The sequence below is a fragment of the Streptomyces sp. NBC_01006 genome (assembly GCF_045162725.1).
Lineage (GTDB): Bacteria > Actinomycetota > Actinomycetes > Streptomycetales > Streptomycetaceae > Streptomyces.
Window position 1 is genome coordinate 2,523,087 of the sequence record NZ_CP108700.1, and the last position, 12,972, is coordinate 2,536,058.

Below are 12,972 nucleotides of genomic sequence, written 5' to 3' on the forward strand. Positions count from 1 at the left end.
AGGTGGGGGCCATCCGCGTACGTACTCATTTCCGTCACTAGGTACGCGTACTCACGCGGAGCGGGTCACGCGGAGCGGGTGGCGCCCCCAGTTCTACGCCGTCCCGGCACCCCGCGGCACCGCCGATCGGGGGTCACCCGGGGTCACCCGGGGTCACCCCCGGGCCGCCGCCCCCTCAGCGGTTCCCGCTGACCCGGCCCCGCAGCAGCAGCGACAGCGCCGAGTGCACGTCGTCCAGCGACCGCTCGCTCTGGAACGACTGCCAGTCCAGCGCGGCCACCAGCACCATGCCCACCATCGCGGCGGCGGTCAGCGGCACGTCGATCTCCGCGCTCAGCTCCCCCCGCTCCACGCCCTCCCGCAGCACCGTCTCCACGACGGCCACCGCCTCCCGCCGGACCACCATCAGCGTGGACTGCCACGCCCGGTTGGTCCGCCACAGCTCGGCGACGTACAGCTGCGTGAAGGCCGGGTAGCGGTCGATGAACACGAGACCCGCCCGGATCATCGCGTCGAGCGCTTCGACCCGGCTGCCGCCGCGCCGCTCCGTCTCCTCCGCCGCGTCACGCAGCGAGGCCGTCAGCAGCCCCACTCCGTGCCGCAGCAGTTCCTCGAAGAGTTCGTTCTTGCTCGCGAAGTTGTAGTAGACGGTGCCTTTCGCGACCCCCGCCCGCTCGGCGATCTCGTCGACCGTGGTCGCGGAGAAGCCCTGCTCGGCGATGAGGGTGACGGCCGCCTCGTAAAGCTTCTGGCGGGTCGCCTGCCGGCGGCCGCCGCCGGTACCGGTGCTGCTGCGTTCCATGGCGCTGATTCTCACAGGTCAACCGATCTCTACGGGCCCGGTCTCTACAGGCTCAGTTCCGGGTGCAGCCGGTCCATCGTCCACACCTGCTTGCCGCGGGCGGCGAGCGCGGTGAGGAGGAGCGATCCGACGGTGAAGGCCGCCAGGACCGCGCATCCGACCCAGACCCGGGTGAGGTCGCCGCCGGAGATGAGGCGGCGCAGCCCCTCGACGATGTAGGTCATCGGCAGGTAGGGGTGGATCCAGTTGAAGAAGGCCGGGCTGGTCTGAACGGGGTACGTACCGCCCGCCGAGGTCAGCTGCAGCATCAGCACGACGAGGACGAGGATCCGGCCGGCGGCCCCGAACTTCGCGTTGAGCCACTGGACCATCGCCGCGAAGCAGGCGGAGGCCAGCACGAGGAAGCCGATGGCCAGAGCGGGGCGTTCCATCTCCAGGCCGAGGCCCCAGTGGAGCACGGACATCAGGGCGAGCACCTGCACGACGCCGACGCCCACCACCGGCAGCCAGCCGGCGAAGGCGATCCGCCAGGGCGAGGCGCCTGCGGCCAGGGCGCGCCGGTTCATCGGCGCGATGAGCATGTAGGCGACCATCGCGCCGACCCAGAGGGAGAGCGGGATGAAGTACGGCGCGAAGCCGGTGCCGTAGTTGGGCGCCTTGTGCAGCGACTGGTTGGCGAGCTTGACCGGGTCGGCCATCACCTGGGTGCGCGTGTCGCGCTGCTGCTGGTCGTAGTCCGGGATCTTGCCGACGCCGTCGTGCAGGCCGCCGGCGAGTTCGCCGGTGCCGTCGACGAGCTTGTACATGCCGCCGTCGAGGCTGTGGGCCCCGTCGCCGAGCTTGCCGACGCCGTCGCCGAGGGCCTCGGAGCCGTCGGTGGCCTTGCCGAGGCCGGTGTGCAGCTGGCCCATACCGGTGGCAACCTTGTGGGCGCCGGTGTTGAGGGCGTTGACCTGGGCGACGGCTGCGTCGAGCTTGGAGGAGAGGCCGGGCGCCTCGGCTGCGAGTTTGCGGGCCTGCTTCTCCAGGTCGGTCAGCTGCCGCTTGAGCGTGCCGAGGTCACCGTTGGTGTCCTTGACCAGGGTGTTGACGTCGCCGGCGAGCAGAGCGGCCTCGGCGGCGTCGTCCTTGACCCTCTTCAGCTGGGGGCAGGCCGCGGGCACCGGCTGGGTACCGGCCGTGCAGATCTTCGCGTAGACGTCGGCGGAGCCGGTGGAAACGCGCTGGGTCACGGCGGCGGCTGCCGGGGCCTTCTTGGCGAAGGTGTCCAGGTGGTTGTTGACGACCTTGGCGGTGTCCGCGACGAGGATGGCCGTGTCGGCGATCTGCTGGGGGTCCTTCAGGAACGGCTTGGCCTGGGAGGCGGCGCCGCCGACCTTGTCGGCGAGGGTCTGGGTGCCGTCGGCGATGTCCTTCGTACCGGTCTCCAGCTTGCCCGCGGCCGAGTTGAGCTTCTTCAGTCCGCCGGTGATCTCCCCGTTCTTCTCCTCGACCGTGTCGAGGCCGTCGGCGATCTCCTTGGCCCCCTGCTGGGCCTTGCCGGCTCCGTCCTTGAGCTGGTCGGCTCCGTCGGCGGCTTCGGCGGTCTTGTCGTGGAGGTCGGAGAAGGAGAGGAAGATCTTGTCGAGGAAGCCGCGGGAGGCGTTGGTGGACGCCGCGGAGCGGACCTCGGAGAAGACGGTGCGCGAGATCGACCCGACGATGTAGTTGTTCGCGTCGTTCGTACGGACCTGCAGGGCGCCGGTGGTGGGGTCGGCACCCGCGCTTGAGGTGATCTTGGTGCTGAAGTCGGCGGGCATGGTGAGGGAGAGGTAGTACGTCCCCTTCTCCACACCCTTGGCCGCCTCATCGGCGCTGACCTCGCGCCAGTCGAAGGTCTTGCTGTCGTGGAGCTTCCTGGCGATCTCGCCGCCGGCATCGACGTGCTTGCCGTCGACGGTGGCGCCCTTGTCTGCGTTGACGAGGGCGACGGGCACCTTGTCCAGGTTCTTGTACGGGTCCCAGAAGGAGCACAGGTACAGCGCGCCGTACAGCAGCGGCAGCAGGAGCAGCGCGATGAGAGCGGCGACGGGCAGCTTCCCCCGCCCGAACCGCTTCAGCTCAAGCGCGGCCAGCTTCGGCGAGCGCATCGTCCGCCCCCTTCGTGTCTTCGGTGTCTTCGGTGTCTTCGATGTCTTCGGTCGTCTCGGTGTCTTCGGTCTTCGTGCCGGCCGCGGGCTCGGCTTCGGCCTTGGCCCCGGCCCCGGCCGACGGCTCGGCCGCGGCGGCGCCCGTGCGCAGGACCGTCGCTTCGTCCGGTGCCTCGCTGCACACCGCGAGGACGGTGGTCCCGCCGGCGGCGATCGAGCGCAGCAGGGTCCAGGCCTCGGCGCGTTCGGAGTCCGAGAGCTTGAGGTCCAGGTCGTCGAGGGCCAGCAGCCGCGGCGCGCCCAGCAGGGCGATGGCCACGGACAGCCGGACGGCCTCCAGGCGCTCCAGGTCCCGTACGGAGGTGCGCGGGCCCTTGGGCAGGGTGGCGAGGTCCAGCCCGGCGGCCGCCAGGGCGGCGTCGATCCGGGCCTGGGCCGTGGTGCGGCGCTCGCCGCGCGGGCGCAGCAGGGCGCGGACGGGGCCCTCGTAGCGGCGCTGGAGCAGTGCGCCCTCGCGCAGCTGCTCGACGACGGTGAGGGACTGGTCGAGCTCGTTGACGCCGGTGACCGGGCCGAGGGCGGCGACCCTGCGGACCGCGGTCATGTGCCGCGGCAGCCGGTGGCCGGCGATCTCGGCGTGGCCCTCGGTGGCCTTCATGCGTCCGGTGAGGGCGAGGAGGAGGCAGGTCCGGCCGCTTCCGGAGGGGCCCTCCACCGCGATGAGCGAGCCGGGCTCCGCGTCGAGGCGCACTCCCCGGAACACCCAGCCGCGCGGGCCCTTGAGTCCGAAGTCCTCGGCCTTGACGGCCGCTCCGTGCGGGCTGTCCACGCCGTCCCCCCTTCTTTTGAACTGACCGGTCAGTTCAAAAACTAGCACTTTCGGGAGCACCGCATGCGCAGAAGGGGGCAGTTGACCGGAAGAAGGGGGCAAAGCCGCAGGTCAGCGGAATTGTCAGTGGCGACCGTCACCATGAGGGCAGGCACAAACACAGACACAGCAGTACGCAACGACAGGAGGTTCGTCATGGCCACACCGTCCCCGTCCCCTGTCCACCCCGTCCCGCGCAGGTCGGCAGCACCTCCGGCCGCGCTCGATCTGCTCGCCAAGGCCCGCGCCGGCCTGGCCGAAGCCGCCCGGCTGACCCGGCCCAACGAGCGGTACGCCACCGCCCACCTCGCCGCGCTGCGCACCGCCGCGGCCGTGCTCGCCGCGCGCGGGCGGCCGGAGCCGGTCGGCGCCCGGCGCCGGCCCCGGATCCGCAGCGCGTGGGAGGTACTGCCGGAGATAGCCCCGGAGCTGACGGAGTGGAGCGCGCTGTTCGCCTCCGGCGCCGACCGCCGGGCGCGGGCCGAGGCCGGGATAGCGGACGCGGCGACGGTCCGGGACGCGGACGATCTGGTGCGTGCCGTGGAGATGTTCCTGCGACTGGTGGAGCGGATGCTCGCGCTCCAGCCGGTGGCGCCGACGCTGCCGCAGCCCCGCCCGGAGCACCCGGAGCATCCGGACGCGGGCTGAAGGCCGGGGTGACCGGCACGGCATCTCCCAGGCAATAGGGTGGGGCACGCATCTCTCACCCTGTCGCGCCGAGGAGTCATCAGCCGTGTCGGACACTTCCCGCCCCCGTGCCTCTCTTCGCACCGCCGTGGTGTGGGAGGTCCTCAAGGAGGCCCTCGACCGCCGGGTGAAGGCGACCGGGCGGGACGTGCTGGACGTGCTGGACACCGGCGGCGGCACCGGCAAGTTCGCCGTGCCGGTGGCCCGGCTGGGCCACCGGGTGACCGTGGTCGACCCCAGCCCGAACGCGCTGTTCGGGCTGGAGCGCCGCGTCACCGAGGAGGGCGTGGCCGACCTGGTCCGCGGGGTGCAGGGCGATGCCCAGGGCCTGCTGGACGTCGTCGAGCGCGACGCGTACGACGTGGTGCTCTGCCACGGCGTGCTGGAGTACGTGGACGACCCGGCCGAGGGCGTGGCCAACACGGTCGCCGCCCTGCGCCCCGGCGGCACGCTCAGCCTGCTGGCCGCCGGCGTCGGCGGGGCGGTGCTGGCTCGTGCCCTCGCCGGCCACTTCACCGAGGCCCGTACGGCGCTCACCGACCCGGCGGGCCGCTGGGGCGCGGGCGACCCGGTACCGCGCCGCTTCACCGCCGAGCAGCTCGCCGAGCTGGTCGGCGGGGCCGGGCTGGAGGTCGGCTCGGTGCACGGGGTCCGCGTCTTCGCCGATCTCGTCCCCGGCGTCCTGGTCGACACCGAGCCGGGCGCGGTCGAGGCGCTGCTGCGCCTGGAGGAGGCCGCCGCCGAGCTGCCCGCCTTCCACGCGGTCGCCACGCAGTTGCACGTTCTCGGTCAGAAGCGTCCTGGTCAGAAGCGTCCCGACGGCGAGCGCGCCTGATCTGCGGAGTTCCGCTCAGGGAGTACGACGGACACCCTCCGTTCAGGCCTTGGGCCCCGTATGATCGTGCGCAGTGACCGGCATGGTGGACGGGCCAGTGGGGAATAAGCGCCTCAGTGACCGCCCACCCGGCGGTACGGTTTCGCGCAAGGTTCTGCTCGGGCGGCGCCCTTCGGGGCGGTGCCTGTTTCGGGCGGTGTTTTCGGAACCTTGCGTAGAGGGCGGGTATCACGGGGGCGATTCCCCGCCTATCCTGAAGGGGACCCCTGGTCGCTACCCCCCGCGACCGACGGATGAGGAGGACTCCCGTGCCGCTCTCGGAGCACGAGCAGCGAATGCTCGAGCAGATGGAGCGAGCGCTGTACGCCGAAGATCCCAAGTTCGCGACAGCGCTTGAGGGAAGCGGACTGCGTACGTACACCCGGCGACGGGTCTACCAGGCAGTCGCAGGCATTGTGGTGGGTATCGCGCTCCTCATGACCGGTGTGATCATTCCGAACGTACTCTGGGTCAGCGTGGTGGGATTCCTCGTCATGCTCGGCTGTACGGTCCTCGTGGTCACCGGTTGGCGCAAGGCACCCAAGCCTGGCGAGCAGCCCGTCTCCGGCAGTGCAGGCGGTTCGGCCCACGGCCGCAACCGGCAGCGTCGGTCGATGATGACCCGCATCGAGGAGCGGTGGCAGCGCCGCCGCGACGAACAGGGGCAGTAGGCCCCCCGCAGACATGAGTGAGGGGACGGCCGCCGTACGGCGGCCGTCCCCTCACGGCTCTGCCGCGCCGATCCGCCCGGTCTCCCCGATCGCCCGTACCGTGGCCGGGTCCTGCGGCATGATGGCCCGGTGAGTGTGCTCCCCCTGGTTTTCACCAGCGGCTGGGCCAGCGGGATCAACGCCTACGCCGTGGTCCTCCTGCTCGGCATCTTCGGCGCGACCGGAGTGAGCGACGAGGTACCCGCGTCCCTCCAGCGCACCGACGTGCTGATCGTCGCCGGCGTGCTGTTCCTGTGCGAGGCCGTCGCCGACAAGATCCCGTACGTGGACTCCCTCTGGGACGCGGTGCACACCGTCATCCGCCCGGTGGCCGGGGCGGTGGTCGGCGCCCTGCTGGCCGGCCAGAGCGGCTCACTCTCCGACCTCGCCGCCGGTGCGATCGGCGGCTCCACCGCGCTGGCCAGCCATTTCGTCAAGGCCGGCACCCGGATGGCCGTCAACACCTCGCCGGAGCCGTTCAGCAACATCGCGCTGAGCAGCGCCGAGGACCTGGGCGTGGCCGGCATCGTCACCTTCGCGATGTTCAACCCCCAGGCCGCCGCGATCATCGCGGCCGTCCTGCTGGCGGCAGGTCTGGCCATACTCGTCTTCCTGTGGAGCCGGATCCGCCGCTTCCTACGCCGCCGTGCCCAACGCCGCGAGGAGAGGCGGCTCGCCGCCGACGAGCGCGAGGCGCTCGCGCGGGCCGCGGTGCCACCCCGCTGACCTCGGCCGACCTCCCACCGACCGCCCACCGACCTCCTCCGGTCCCGCTCGGTCCCGCTCGATAGGGTCATCCGCATGGCACGAATTGCGGTGATCGGCGCCGGCATGGGCGCGATGGCTACGGCGGCCCGGCTGGCCGTGGCGGGGCACCAGGTGACGGTGTACGAACGCGGGTCCACGTACGGCGGCTCCGTCGGCCGGTACGAGCGCGACGGCTTCGCCTTCGACACCGGGCCCGGTCTGCTGCACCTGCCCGCCGTCTACCGCGACCTGTTCGTCAAGACCGGCAAGCGGCCCCTGGAGGACTGCGTCGAGCTGGTCCAGGTCGACCCGGCCGTCCGGCACCTCCTCGCCGACGGCACCGCCGTCACCCTCCCCGGCGGCTCGCGCGGCGGCGCCGCCGCCGTCCTCGACCAGGCCTTCGGCCCGGGCGCGGGAGAGCGCTGGAACGGGGTCCTGGGCCGCGCCCGGGACGCCTGGAACGCCACCCGCCGCCCCCTGCTGGAGGAGCCGCTGCGCCCCGACTGGCAGGTGCTGGGCGACGATCCGTACCCGGCGCTGCGCAAGAGCGGGCTGCTGCGCCGCCGCCCCCCGACCCTCGCCGAGGTGGCCGCGCGCGAGCTGGGCGGGGAGCTCGGCGAACTGCTCGCCGCCCGGGTGCGGGCGTACGGGGTCGACCCCGCCACCGCGCCCGCCTCGGCGGCCGTGCTCCCGTACATGGAGCAGACCTTCGGCAGCTGGTACGTGCGCGGCGGGATGCGGGCACTGGCCACCGCCGTGTACGAGCGCTGCCTGGAGCGCAAGGTCGCCTTCGCCTTCGACGCGCCGGTACGGGAGGTCCTGGAGCGAGGCGGCCGGGCGGCCGGACTGCTGCTGGCCGACGGTACCGAGGCCCCGGCCGACCTCGTGGTCTGCGGGGTGGACCCGCGCCGGCTGGGGGTCCCGCTGCCGGCCGGCGGCGCCCCCGCCCGCGGGCCGGGGGTGGCCGGCCGGCTCACCCTGCTGCTCGCGCTGCGCGGCAGGCGCCCCGCGGACGCCGTCCACCGCACCCTGGTCCACTCCCCCGGCGCCCAGCTGACCGTGCTGCGCCCCGACGACCCCGCCGTGCGGCCCGACGCGGACCACGAGGCGGTCACCGTGAGCGCCCTCTGCGGCCCTGGGAGCGCCGCTGCGCCCCGCGCGGAGGAGCTGCTGGAGCTCGCGGCCCGGGCGGTGCCCGCACTGCGCGAGCGGCTGCTGTGGACGCACGAGCGCACGCCGGCGGACATCGAGGCGGACACCGGCGCACAGGGCGGTGCGGTGCCCCCGCCCGCCCTCGCCGGAGCGGGCGGCGCGATGCTCTACCCCGCCAACACCACCGCCCTGCCCGGGCTGTTCCTCGCGGGCGGCTGGGCACACCCCGGCGGCGGGCTCGCGCACGCCGGGATGACCGGGGCCCTGGTGGCCGGGCTGATCGTGGAGGGCGCGGGATTCCGCGGCTCCCAGTGACGGGTGAGCCCCCGGGGAACGTTCCCCAGGGGCTCACCCGTCTCGGTACCGCGATAGGCGTCGTACTTCAGTAGCGGTACTGCTCGTACTCGCCGGTGCCCTGGTACGGGTACTGCTGCTGCGGCTGCTGCTGCTGCGGGTACTGGCTCTGGTCGTCCCCGGGGTAGCCCGCGGCCGCCCCTTCGGTCGAGCGCTGCTGCGGCACCCACACCCCGCCGGGCGGGGTGTCCATCGCGTACTGCTGCTGCCCGCCCGCGCTCGCGTACGGGTCGGCGCCGGAGTAGTCGGCGTACGGGGTGTAGTCGTACGGCTGTTGCGGGATCACGGCGCCGCCCGTGCCGATGTACGGGTCCGAGTAGGCGGCGTAGACCTGCTGTTCGCCGCCGCCCGCCGGATAGCCCGCGGAGTAGTCGTAGCCGCCCTGGCCCTGCGGGTCGTAGCCCTGCCCGTCGTAGTAGGCCGCGTACTGGTGGGCGTCCTGCTCGGCCGTGGAGAACGGCGAGGCGAACGCCGCGGTCCGGCCCGCGTCGGCGGTGGGGGCGAAGCTCTGTATCCCGTACGAGCCCGTGTCCTCGGGCAGCGGCTCCGGGCTGTAGAAATCCTCGGTCGCGGCGTGGAACTGCGGCTCCGGCCGCGCCTGGTCGGGTGCGTCGGTCCGGTCCGCCCCTTCGGAGTCCGGCGCCGTCCCGTCGGGCCCGTACTCCAGCGCGGTCACCTGGAGCGCCGGCTCGGGGCGCGCACCGCCCGCCCGGCGGCGCCGGTTCTGCTTCCGTACGGGCTCGCCGCCGCGGCGCAGCGCCCAGCCTGCCTCGAAGCCCTTGCGGAAGGAGAGCGTCACCAGGGTCTGGCCCACGGCGAACGCGGCCGCACCGATGCCGATGACCGGCACCGACGGCAGCACCACCCCGGCGACCACACCGAGGAACCCGGCGAACGCGAGCAACCGCCAGCGCAGCCGGGCCTTGTACTGCATCAGGACCTCGGCAAGCAGCCACAGCGCGACGAAACCGAACGCGATGTAGAGGACCGTCATTCCCATGCGTGGCACCTCTCGGTACGGCCAACCGCCCAGGAATCGGGGGCCGGCCGATCAGGCCCGCTGGTGCAGGCCCAGGTTCTCGTAGATCTCGAGAGTCGCCGTGGAATTGTTCAGCGTGATGAAGTGCAGCCCCGGGACACCCTCGGACAGCAGCCGCGCGCAGAACTCCGTGGCGAACTCGATCCCAATGGAGCGTACAGCGGCTGCATCGTCCTTGACGGCGAGCATGCGCTCTTTCACGGCTGCGGGGAAGACTGCGTTGCTGAGTTGTGGCAGCCGGTCGAGCTGCTTGATGCCCACAACAGGCATGACCTCGGGGATGATCGGGGTCTCGCAGCCCGCCTTCTGGGCGCTGTCGCGCAGCCTCAGATAATTCTCCGGATCGAAGAACATCTGGGTGATCGCATAGTCGGCGCCGGCGCGGCACTTGTCCACGAAGTGACGGATGTCCGTGTCCCAGTCCTCCGAGCGCGGGTGCATGTCGGGGAAGGCCGCGACGCCCACGCAGAAATCGCCGGACTCCTTGACCAGCCGGACCAGGTCGGCGGCGTAGTGGACGCCCTCGGGGTGCGCGACCCAGGGACCCATGGGGTCGCCCGGCGGGTCGCCGCGCAGGGCCAGCATGTTGCGGATGCCGGCGTCCGCGAACTGACCGATCACGTGGCGCAGCTCGGCGATGGAGTGGTCGACCGCGGTGAGGTGCGCGACGGGGGTCAGGGTGGTGTCGGCGGCGATCTCCTGGGTGGCCTTGACGGTGCCGCCGCGGGTGGAGCCGCCGGCCCCGTAGGTCACGGAGACGAAGCTCGGGCCCACCGCCTCGATCCGGCGCAGCGCGTTCCAGAGGTTGCGCTCGCCCTTCTCCGTCTTGGGGGCCCAGAACTCGAAGGAGTACGACGGGCTCCCGGACGCCAGCAGGTCGCGGACCGTGCGTGCACGGTCCGTACGGGTGGAAGCGGTACCAAGGGCCATACGGGCAGGTTAGACGCGCCTACGCGGACCCCGAAGCCGTGTCCGCCTTTTGGACACGTTTTTGGACACCTGCACGGGCGCCCCGAGAAGACTTAGGCGGAAACGCGCTCGCGGACCCGCTTGGCCAGGTCGGCGGCGGCCGCGCCCGGGTCGGAGGCCTCGGTCAGCGCGCGGACGACCACGATGCGGGTGGCTCCGGCGTCGAGGACCTCGTCGAGGTTGCCGGCGTCGATGCCGCCGATGGCGAACCAGGGGCGGGCGGGGGCCAGCGAGGCCGTGTACCGGACGAGGTCGAGGCCGGGGGCGTACCGGCCGGGCTTGGTGGGGGTGGGCCAGCAGGGGCCGGTGCAGAAGTAGTCCACGCCCGGCTCGACGACGGCGGCGTCGACCTCGGACTCGGCGTGGCAGGACCGGCCGATCAGGACGGACTCGCCGAGGATCGCGCGGGCGGCGGGCACCGGGATGTCGCCCTGGCCCAGGTGCAGTACGTCGGAGCCGATGGCGTGGGCGACGTCGGCCCGGTCGTTCACCGCGAGGAGCCGGCCGTGCCGGCGCGCGGCGTCGGCGAACACCTGGAGGAGTTCGAGCTCCTCGCCGGCCTCCATGCCCTTGTCCCGGAGCTGGACGATGTCCACGCCTCCGGCCAGGACCGCGTCGAGGAACTCGGGGAGGTCCCCCTGCCGCTTGCGGGCGTCCGTGCACAGGTAGAGCCGGGCGTCGGACAGCTGGGCGCTCTCGGACACGTTCGCGGACATGGGTACCCCCCGGGGTGGATGCGGTGCACGGGCCGTCCGGGGCCCGCGCACCGCGGATGGATCAGGCGGCTCGGATCACCCGGGCCGCCCGGGTGCTCCGGTCGCTCGGGTGCTCCGGTGCTCGGGCCGCTCGGCTCAGAGGGCGAGCGCCTGAGCGCGGCGCTTCACCTCCGTGCCGCGATTCTCGCTCAGCGCCTGGACGGGGGTGCCGGGCAGGGTCGGGTCCGGGGTGAACAGCCACTCCAGGATCTCCTCGTCGGAGAAGCCGTCGTCGCGGAGCACGGTCAGCAGGCCGACCAGGCCCTTGACGATCTTGTCGCCGTCGATGAAGGGGGCGGGCACCTGGAGCGAACGGTTCTCGCCCCGGCGTACGGCGATCAGCTGACCTTCCTTGACCAGCTGGCGGACCCGGGTCACTTCGATGTCGAGCATCTCGGCGATGTCGGGGACGTACAGCCAGGCGGGGACAAGGGCATCGATCTTTGCGTCAATCTCGGTCACGGGCACAAGCCTGCCACCTCGGACCGACACCCGGTACCCGAGCCGACCCGTCCGGGTCCCCGCACCCCCTCCGCACCCGGCTCCGTACCGGGCTCGCACCGGGCTCGCACCGGGCTAGACCAGCGCCGATTTCAGCGGGACCGCGGAATCGGCGACCTTGGCCGGATCCACCGGGGCCCCCGTCTCGATCAGCTTCCGCCCCTGCGCCAGGTCCCGCGGCCGGCCCACCGCCAGGACCGCGGCCAGCGCACCGCCCCGCAGCCAGCACACCGACCACGACGCCTCGGCGGGATCCCCGCGCCACAGCAGCTCGTCGGCGTCCGCGTGGTGCCCCGCGTACTGCACGAAGCGCCCGAACTGCTCCGACCAGAAGTACGGCACCGGGTCGTAGACCTGTGCCTCGGTCCCCACCACGATGTTCGCCGCGACCACCCGCGGCCCCTGCAGGGCGTTGTCCCAGTGGTGCACCAGCAGCCGCGCCCCGTAGCGGGCCGAGGGGAACGACGCGCAGTCGCCGACCGCGTACACCCCGGGCAGGGAGGTACGCAGGTACTCGTCCGCCGCGACCGCGCCGTCCGGCCCGAGCTCGACCCCCGAGTCCGCCAGCCACCTGGTCGCCGGGCGGGCTCCGATGCCCACGACCACCGCGCCCGCGGGCAGCTCCCGCCCGTCCGCGAGCAGGACCCGCCCGGACTCCACCGAGGAGACCTTGGCGCCGGTCAGCAGGGTGGCCCCGGCCTCCTCGTACCAGTGGGCCATGGGGGCCGCGACCTCCGCGGGCAGCGCCCCGGCCAGCACCCGGTCCGCCGCCTCGACCACCGTCACCGCGCAGCCCGCCGTGCGCGCCGCGGTGGCGAACTCGGCTCCGATCCAGCCCGCCCCGACCACCACGGTCGCCGGGGTCCGGGCCAGCACCGGGCGCAGCCGGGCCGCGTCGTCCAGGGTGCGCAGCAGGTGCACGCCGGGGACGCCCTCGGACCCGGGCAGGGTCAGCGGTTCGGCGCCGGTCGCCAGGACGAGCACCTCGTACGGGACCGGCCCCGCCTCGGTGTCCAGCTCGCGCTCGGCGGCCCGCAGCCCGGTGACCTCCACCCCGAGCCGGAGCACGATGTCGAGCCCCTCGAAGTCCACGTCGAACGCGGAGTCCTCGGCCTTGCCGAGCAGCACCGCCTTCGACAGCGGCGGCCGGTCGTAGGGCTGGTGGGGCTCGGCGCCCAGCAGGGTCACGGGACCGCGCCACCCCTGCTCCCGCAGCGCGACCGCGGTCTGCACCCCGGCCATTCCGGCGCCGACGATGACGACGCCGCTCTGAGTCTGTTCCGTCTGCTCGCTCACACCGCCCAGCCTAGCGATCTGACGTTTCGTCAGGAACAGCGGCCCGGCGCGGCGGCCGGGGAGGCAGCCTTACCCGCCCCCGGCGCCGG

At 72.9% G+C, this 12,972-nt stretch carries 13 protein-coding genes; 5 read left to right on the forward strand and 8 right to left on the reverse strand.

Annotation, left to right across the window (positions count from 1 at the left end; translation table 11 throughout):
• Positions 1 to 175: 175 nt before the first annotated feature.
• From OG509_RS11410 to OG509_RS11420, 3 genes are read right to left on the reverse strand one after another with little or no spacing between them, the layout of a single operon-like run.
• Complete coding sequence (locus OG509_RS11410; RefSeq protein WP_030156018.1) at positions 176 to 802, reverse strand: TetR/AcrR family transcriptional regulator; 627 nt, start codon at positions 800 to 802, stop codon at positions 176 to 178.
• A gap of 44 nt (positions 803 to 846) precedes the next feature.
• Positions 847 to 2,931 (reverse strand): YhgE/Pip family protein, encoded by a 2,085-nt coding sequence (locus OG509_RS11415; protein WP_406182199.1) that lies wholly within the window; start codon positions 2,929 to 2,931, stop codon positions 847 to 849.
• The gene (locus tag OG509_RS11420) at positions 2,903 to 3,760 is read right to left on the reverse strand and encodes an ATP-binding cassette domain-containing protein (RefSeq protein ID WP_406182200.1); all 858 of its coding nucleotides are present in this window, start codon (positions 3,758 to 3,760) and stop codon (positions 2,903 to 2,905) included. The genes OG509_RS11415 and OG509_RS11420 overlap by 29 nt, the downstream gene beginning before the upstream one ends.
• Positions 3,761 to 3,955: 195 nt before the next feature.
• On the opposite strand from OG509_RS11420, the gene OG509_RS11425 reads away from it, so the two are divergent.
• The 5 genes from OG509_RS11425 (at position 3,956) to OG509_RS11445 (ending at position 8,284) form a co-directional block, all read left to right on the forward strand.
• On the forward strand, positions 3,956 to 4,447 hold the full coding sequence (locus OG509_RS11425; RefSeq protein WP_406182202.1) for an SAV_6107 family HEPN domain-containing protein: 492 nt from the start codon (positions 3,956 to 3,958) through the stop codon (positions 4,445 to 4,447).
• 85 nt (positions 4,448 to 4,532) lie between these two features.
• Positions 4,533 to 5,321: a methyltransferase gene (locus OG509_RS11430; RefSeq protein ID WP_406182204.1), complete on the forward strand. Its 789-nt coding sequence runs from the start codon at positions 4,533 to 4,535 to the stop codon at positions 5,319 to 5,321.
• Positions 5,322 to 5,629: 308 nt separating this feature from the next.
• Positions 5,630 to 6,031: a DUF3040 domain-containing protein gene (locus tag OG509_RS11435; protein ID WP_030156028.1), complete on the forward strand. Its 402-nt coding sequence runs from the start codon at positions 5,630 to 5,632 to the stop codon at positions 6,029 to 6,031.
• A gap of 129 nt (positions 6,032 to 6,160) precedes the next feature.
• Positions 6,161 to 6,796 (forward strand): DUF4126 domain-containing protein, encoded by a 636-nt coding sequence (locus tag OG509_RS11440; RefSeq protein ID WP_406182206.1) that lies wholly within the window; start codon positions 6,161 to 6,163, stop codon positions 6,794 to 6,796.
• Positions 6,797 to 6,871: 75 nt separating this feature from the next.
• Positions 6,872 to 8,284 carry a phytoene desaturase family protein gene (locus tag OG509_RS11445; protein ID WP_406182207.1) on the forward strand — a complete coding sequence of 471 codons (1,413 nt, stop codon included), beginning with the start codon at positions 6,872 to 6,874 and terminating at the stop codon, positions 8,282 to 8,284.
• A gap of 67 nt (positions 8,285 to 8,351) precedes the next feature.
• On the opposite strand, the gene OG509_RS11450 is transcribed toward OG509_RS11445, so the two are convergent.
• From OG509_RS11450 to OG509_RS11470, 5 genes are all read right to left on the reverse strand, one after another.
• A complete protein-coding gene (locus tag OG509_RS11450) occupies positions 8,352 to 9,323 on the reverse strand; it encodes a hypothetical protein (protein WP_406182209.1) in 972 nt (323 codons plus the stop codon).
• Positions 9,324 to 9,374: 51 nt separating this feature from the next.
• Entirely contained in the window at positions 9,375 to 10,292 is a 918-nt protein-coding gene (metF, locus tag OG509_RS11455) for a methylenetetrahydrofolate reductase [NAD(P)H] (protein WP_385581772.1), read from the reverse strand.
• A gap of 92 nt (positions 10,293 to 10,384) precedes the next feature.
• Complete coding sequence (thiE, locus tag OG509_RS11460) at positions 10,385 to 11,047, reverse strand: thiamine phosphate synthase (protein WP_406182210.1); 663 nt, start codon at positions 11,045 to 11,047, stop codon at positions 10,385 to 10,387.
• Positions 11,048 to 11,182: 135 nt separating this feature from the next.
• Positions 11,183 to 11,548: an Rv2175c family DNA-binding protein gene (locus OG509_RS11465; protein ID WP_030156038.1), complete on the reverse strand. Its 366-nt coding sequence runs from the start codon at positions 11,546 to 11,548 to the stop codon at positions 11,183 to 11,185.
• A 114-nt stretch (positions 11,549 to 11,662) separates the two neighbouring features.
• The gene (locus OG509_RS11470) at positions 11,663 to 12,883 is read right to left on the reverse strand and encodes an NAD(P)/FAD-dependent oxidoreductase (RefSeq protein ID WP_406182212.1); all 1,221 of its coding nucleotides are present in this window, start codon (positions 12,881 to 12,883) and stop codon (positions 11,663 to 11,665) included.
• Positions 12,884 to 12,972 lie beyond the last annotated feature (89 nt).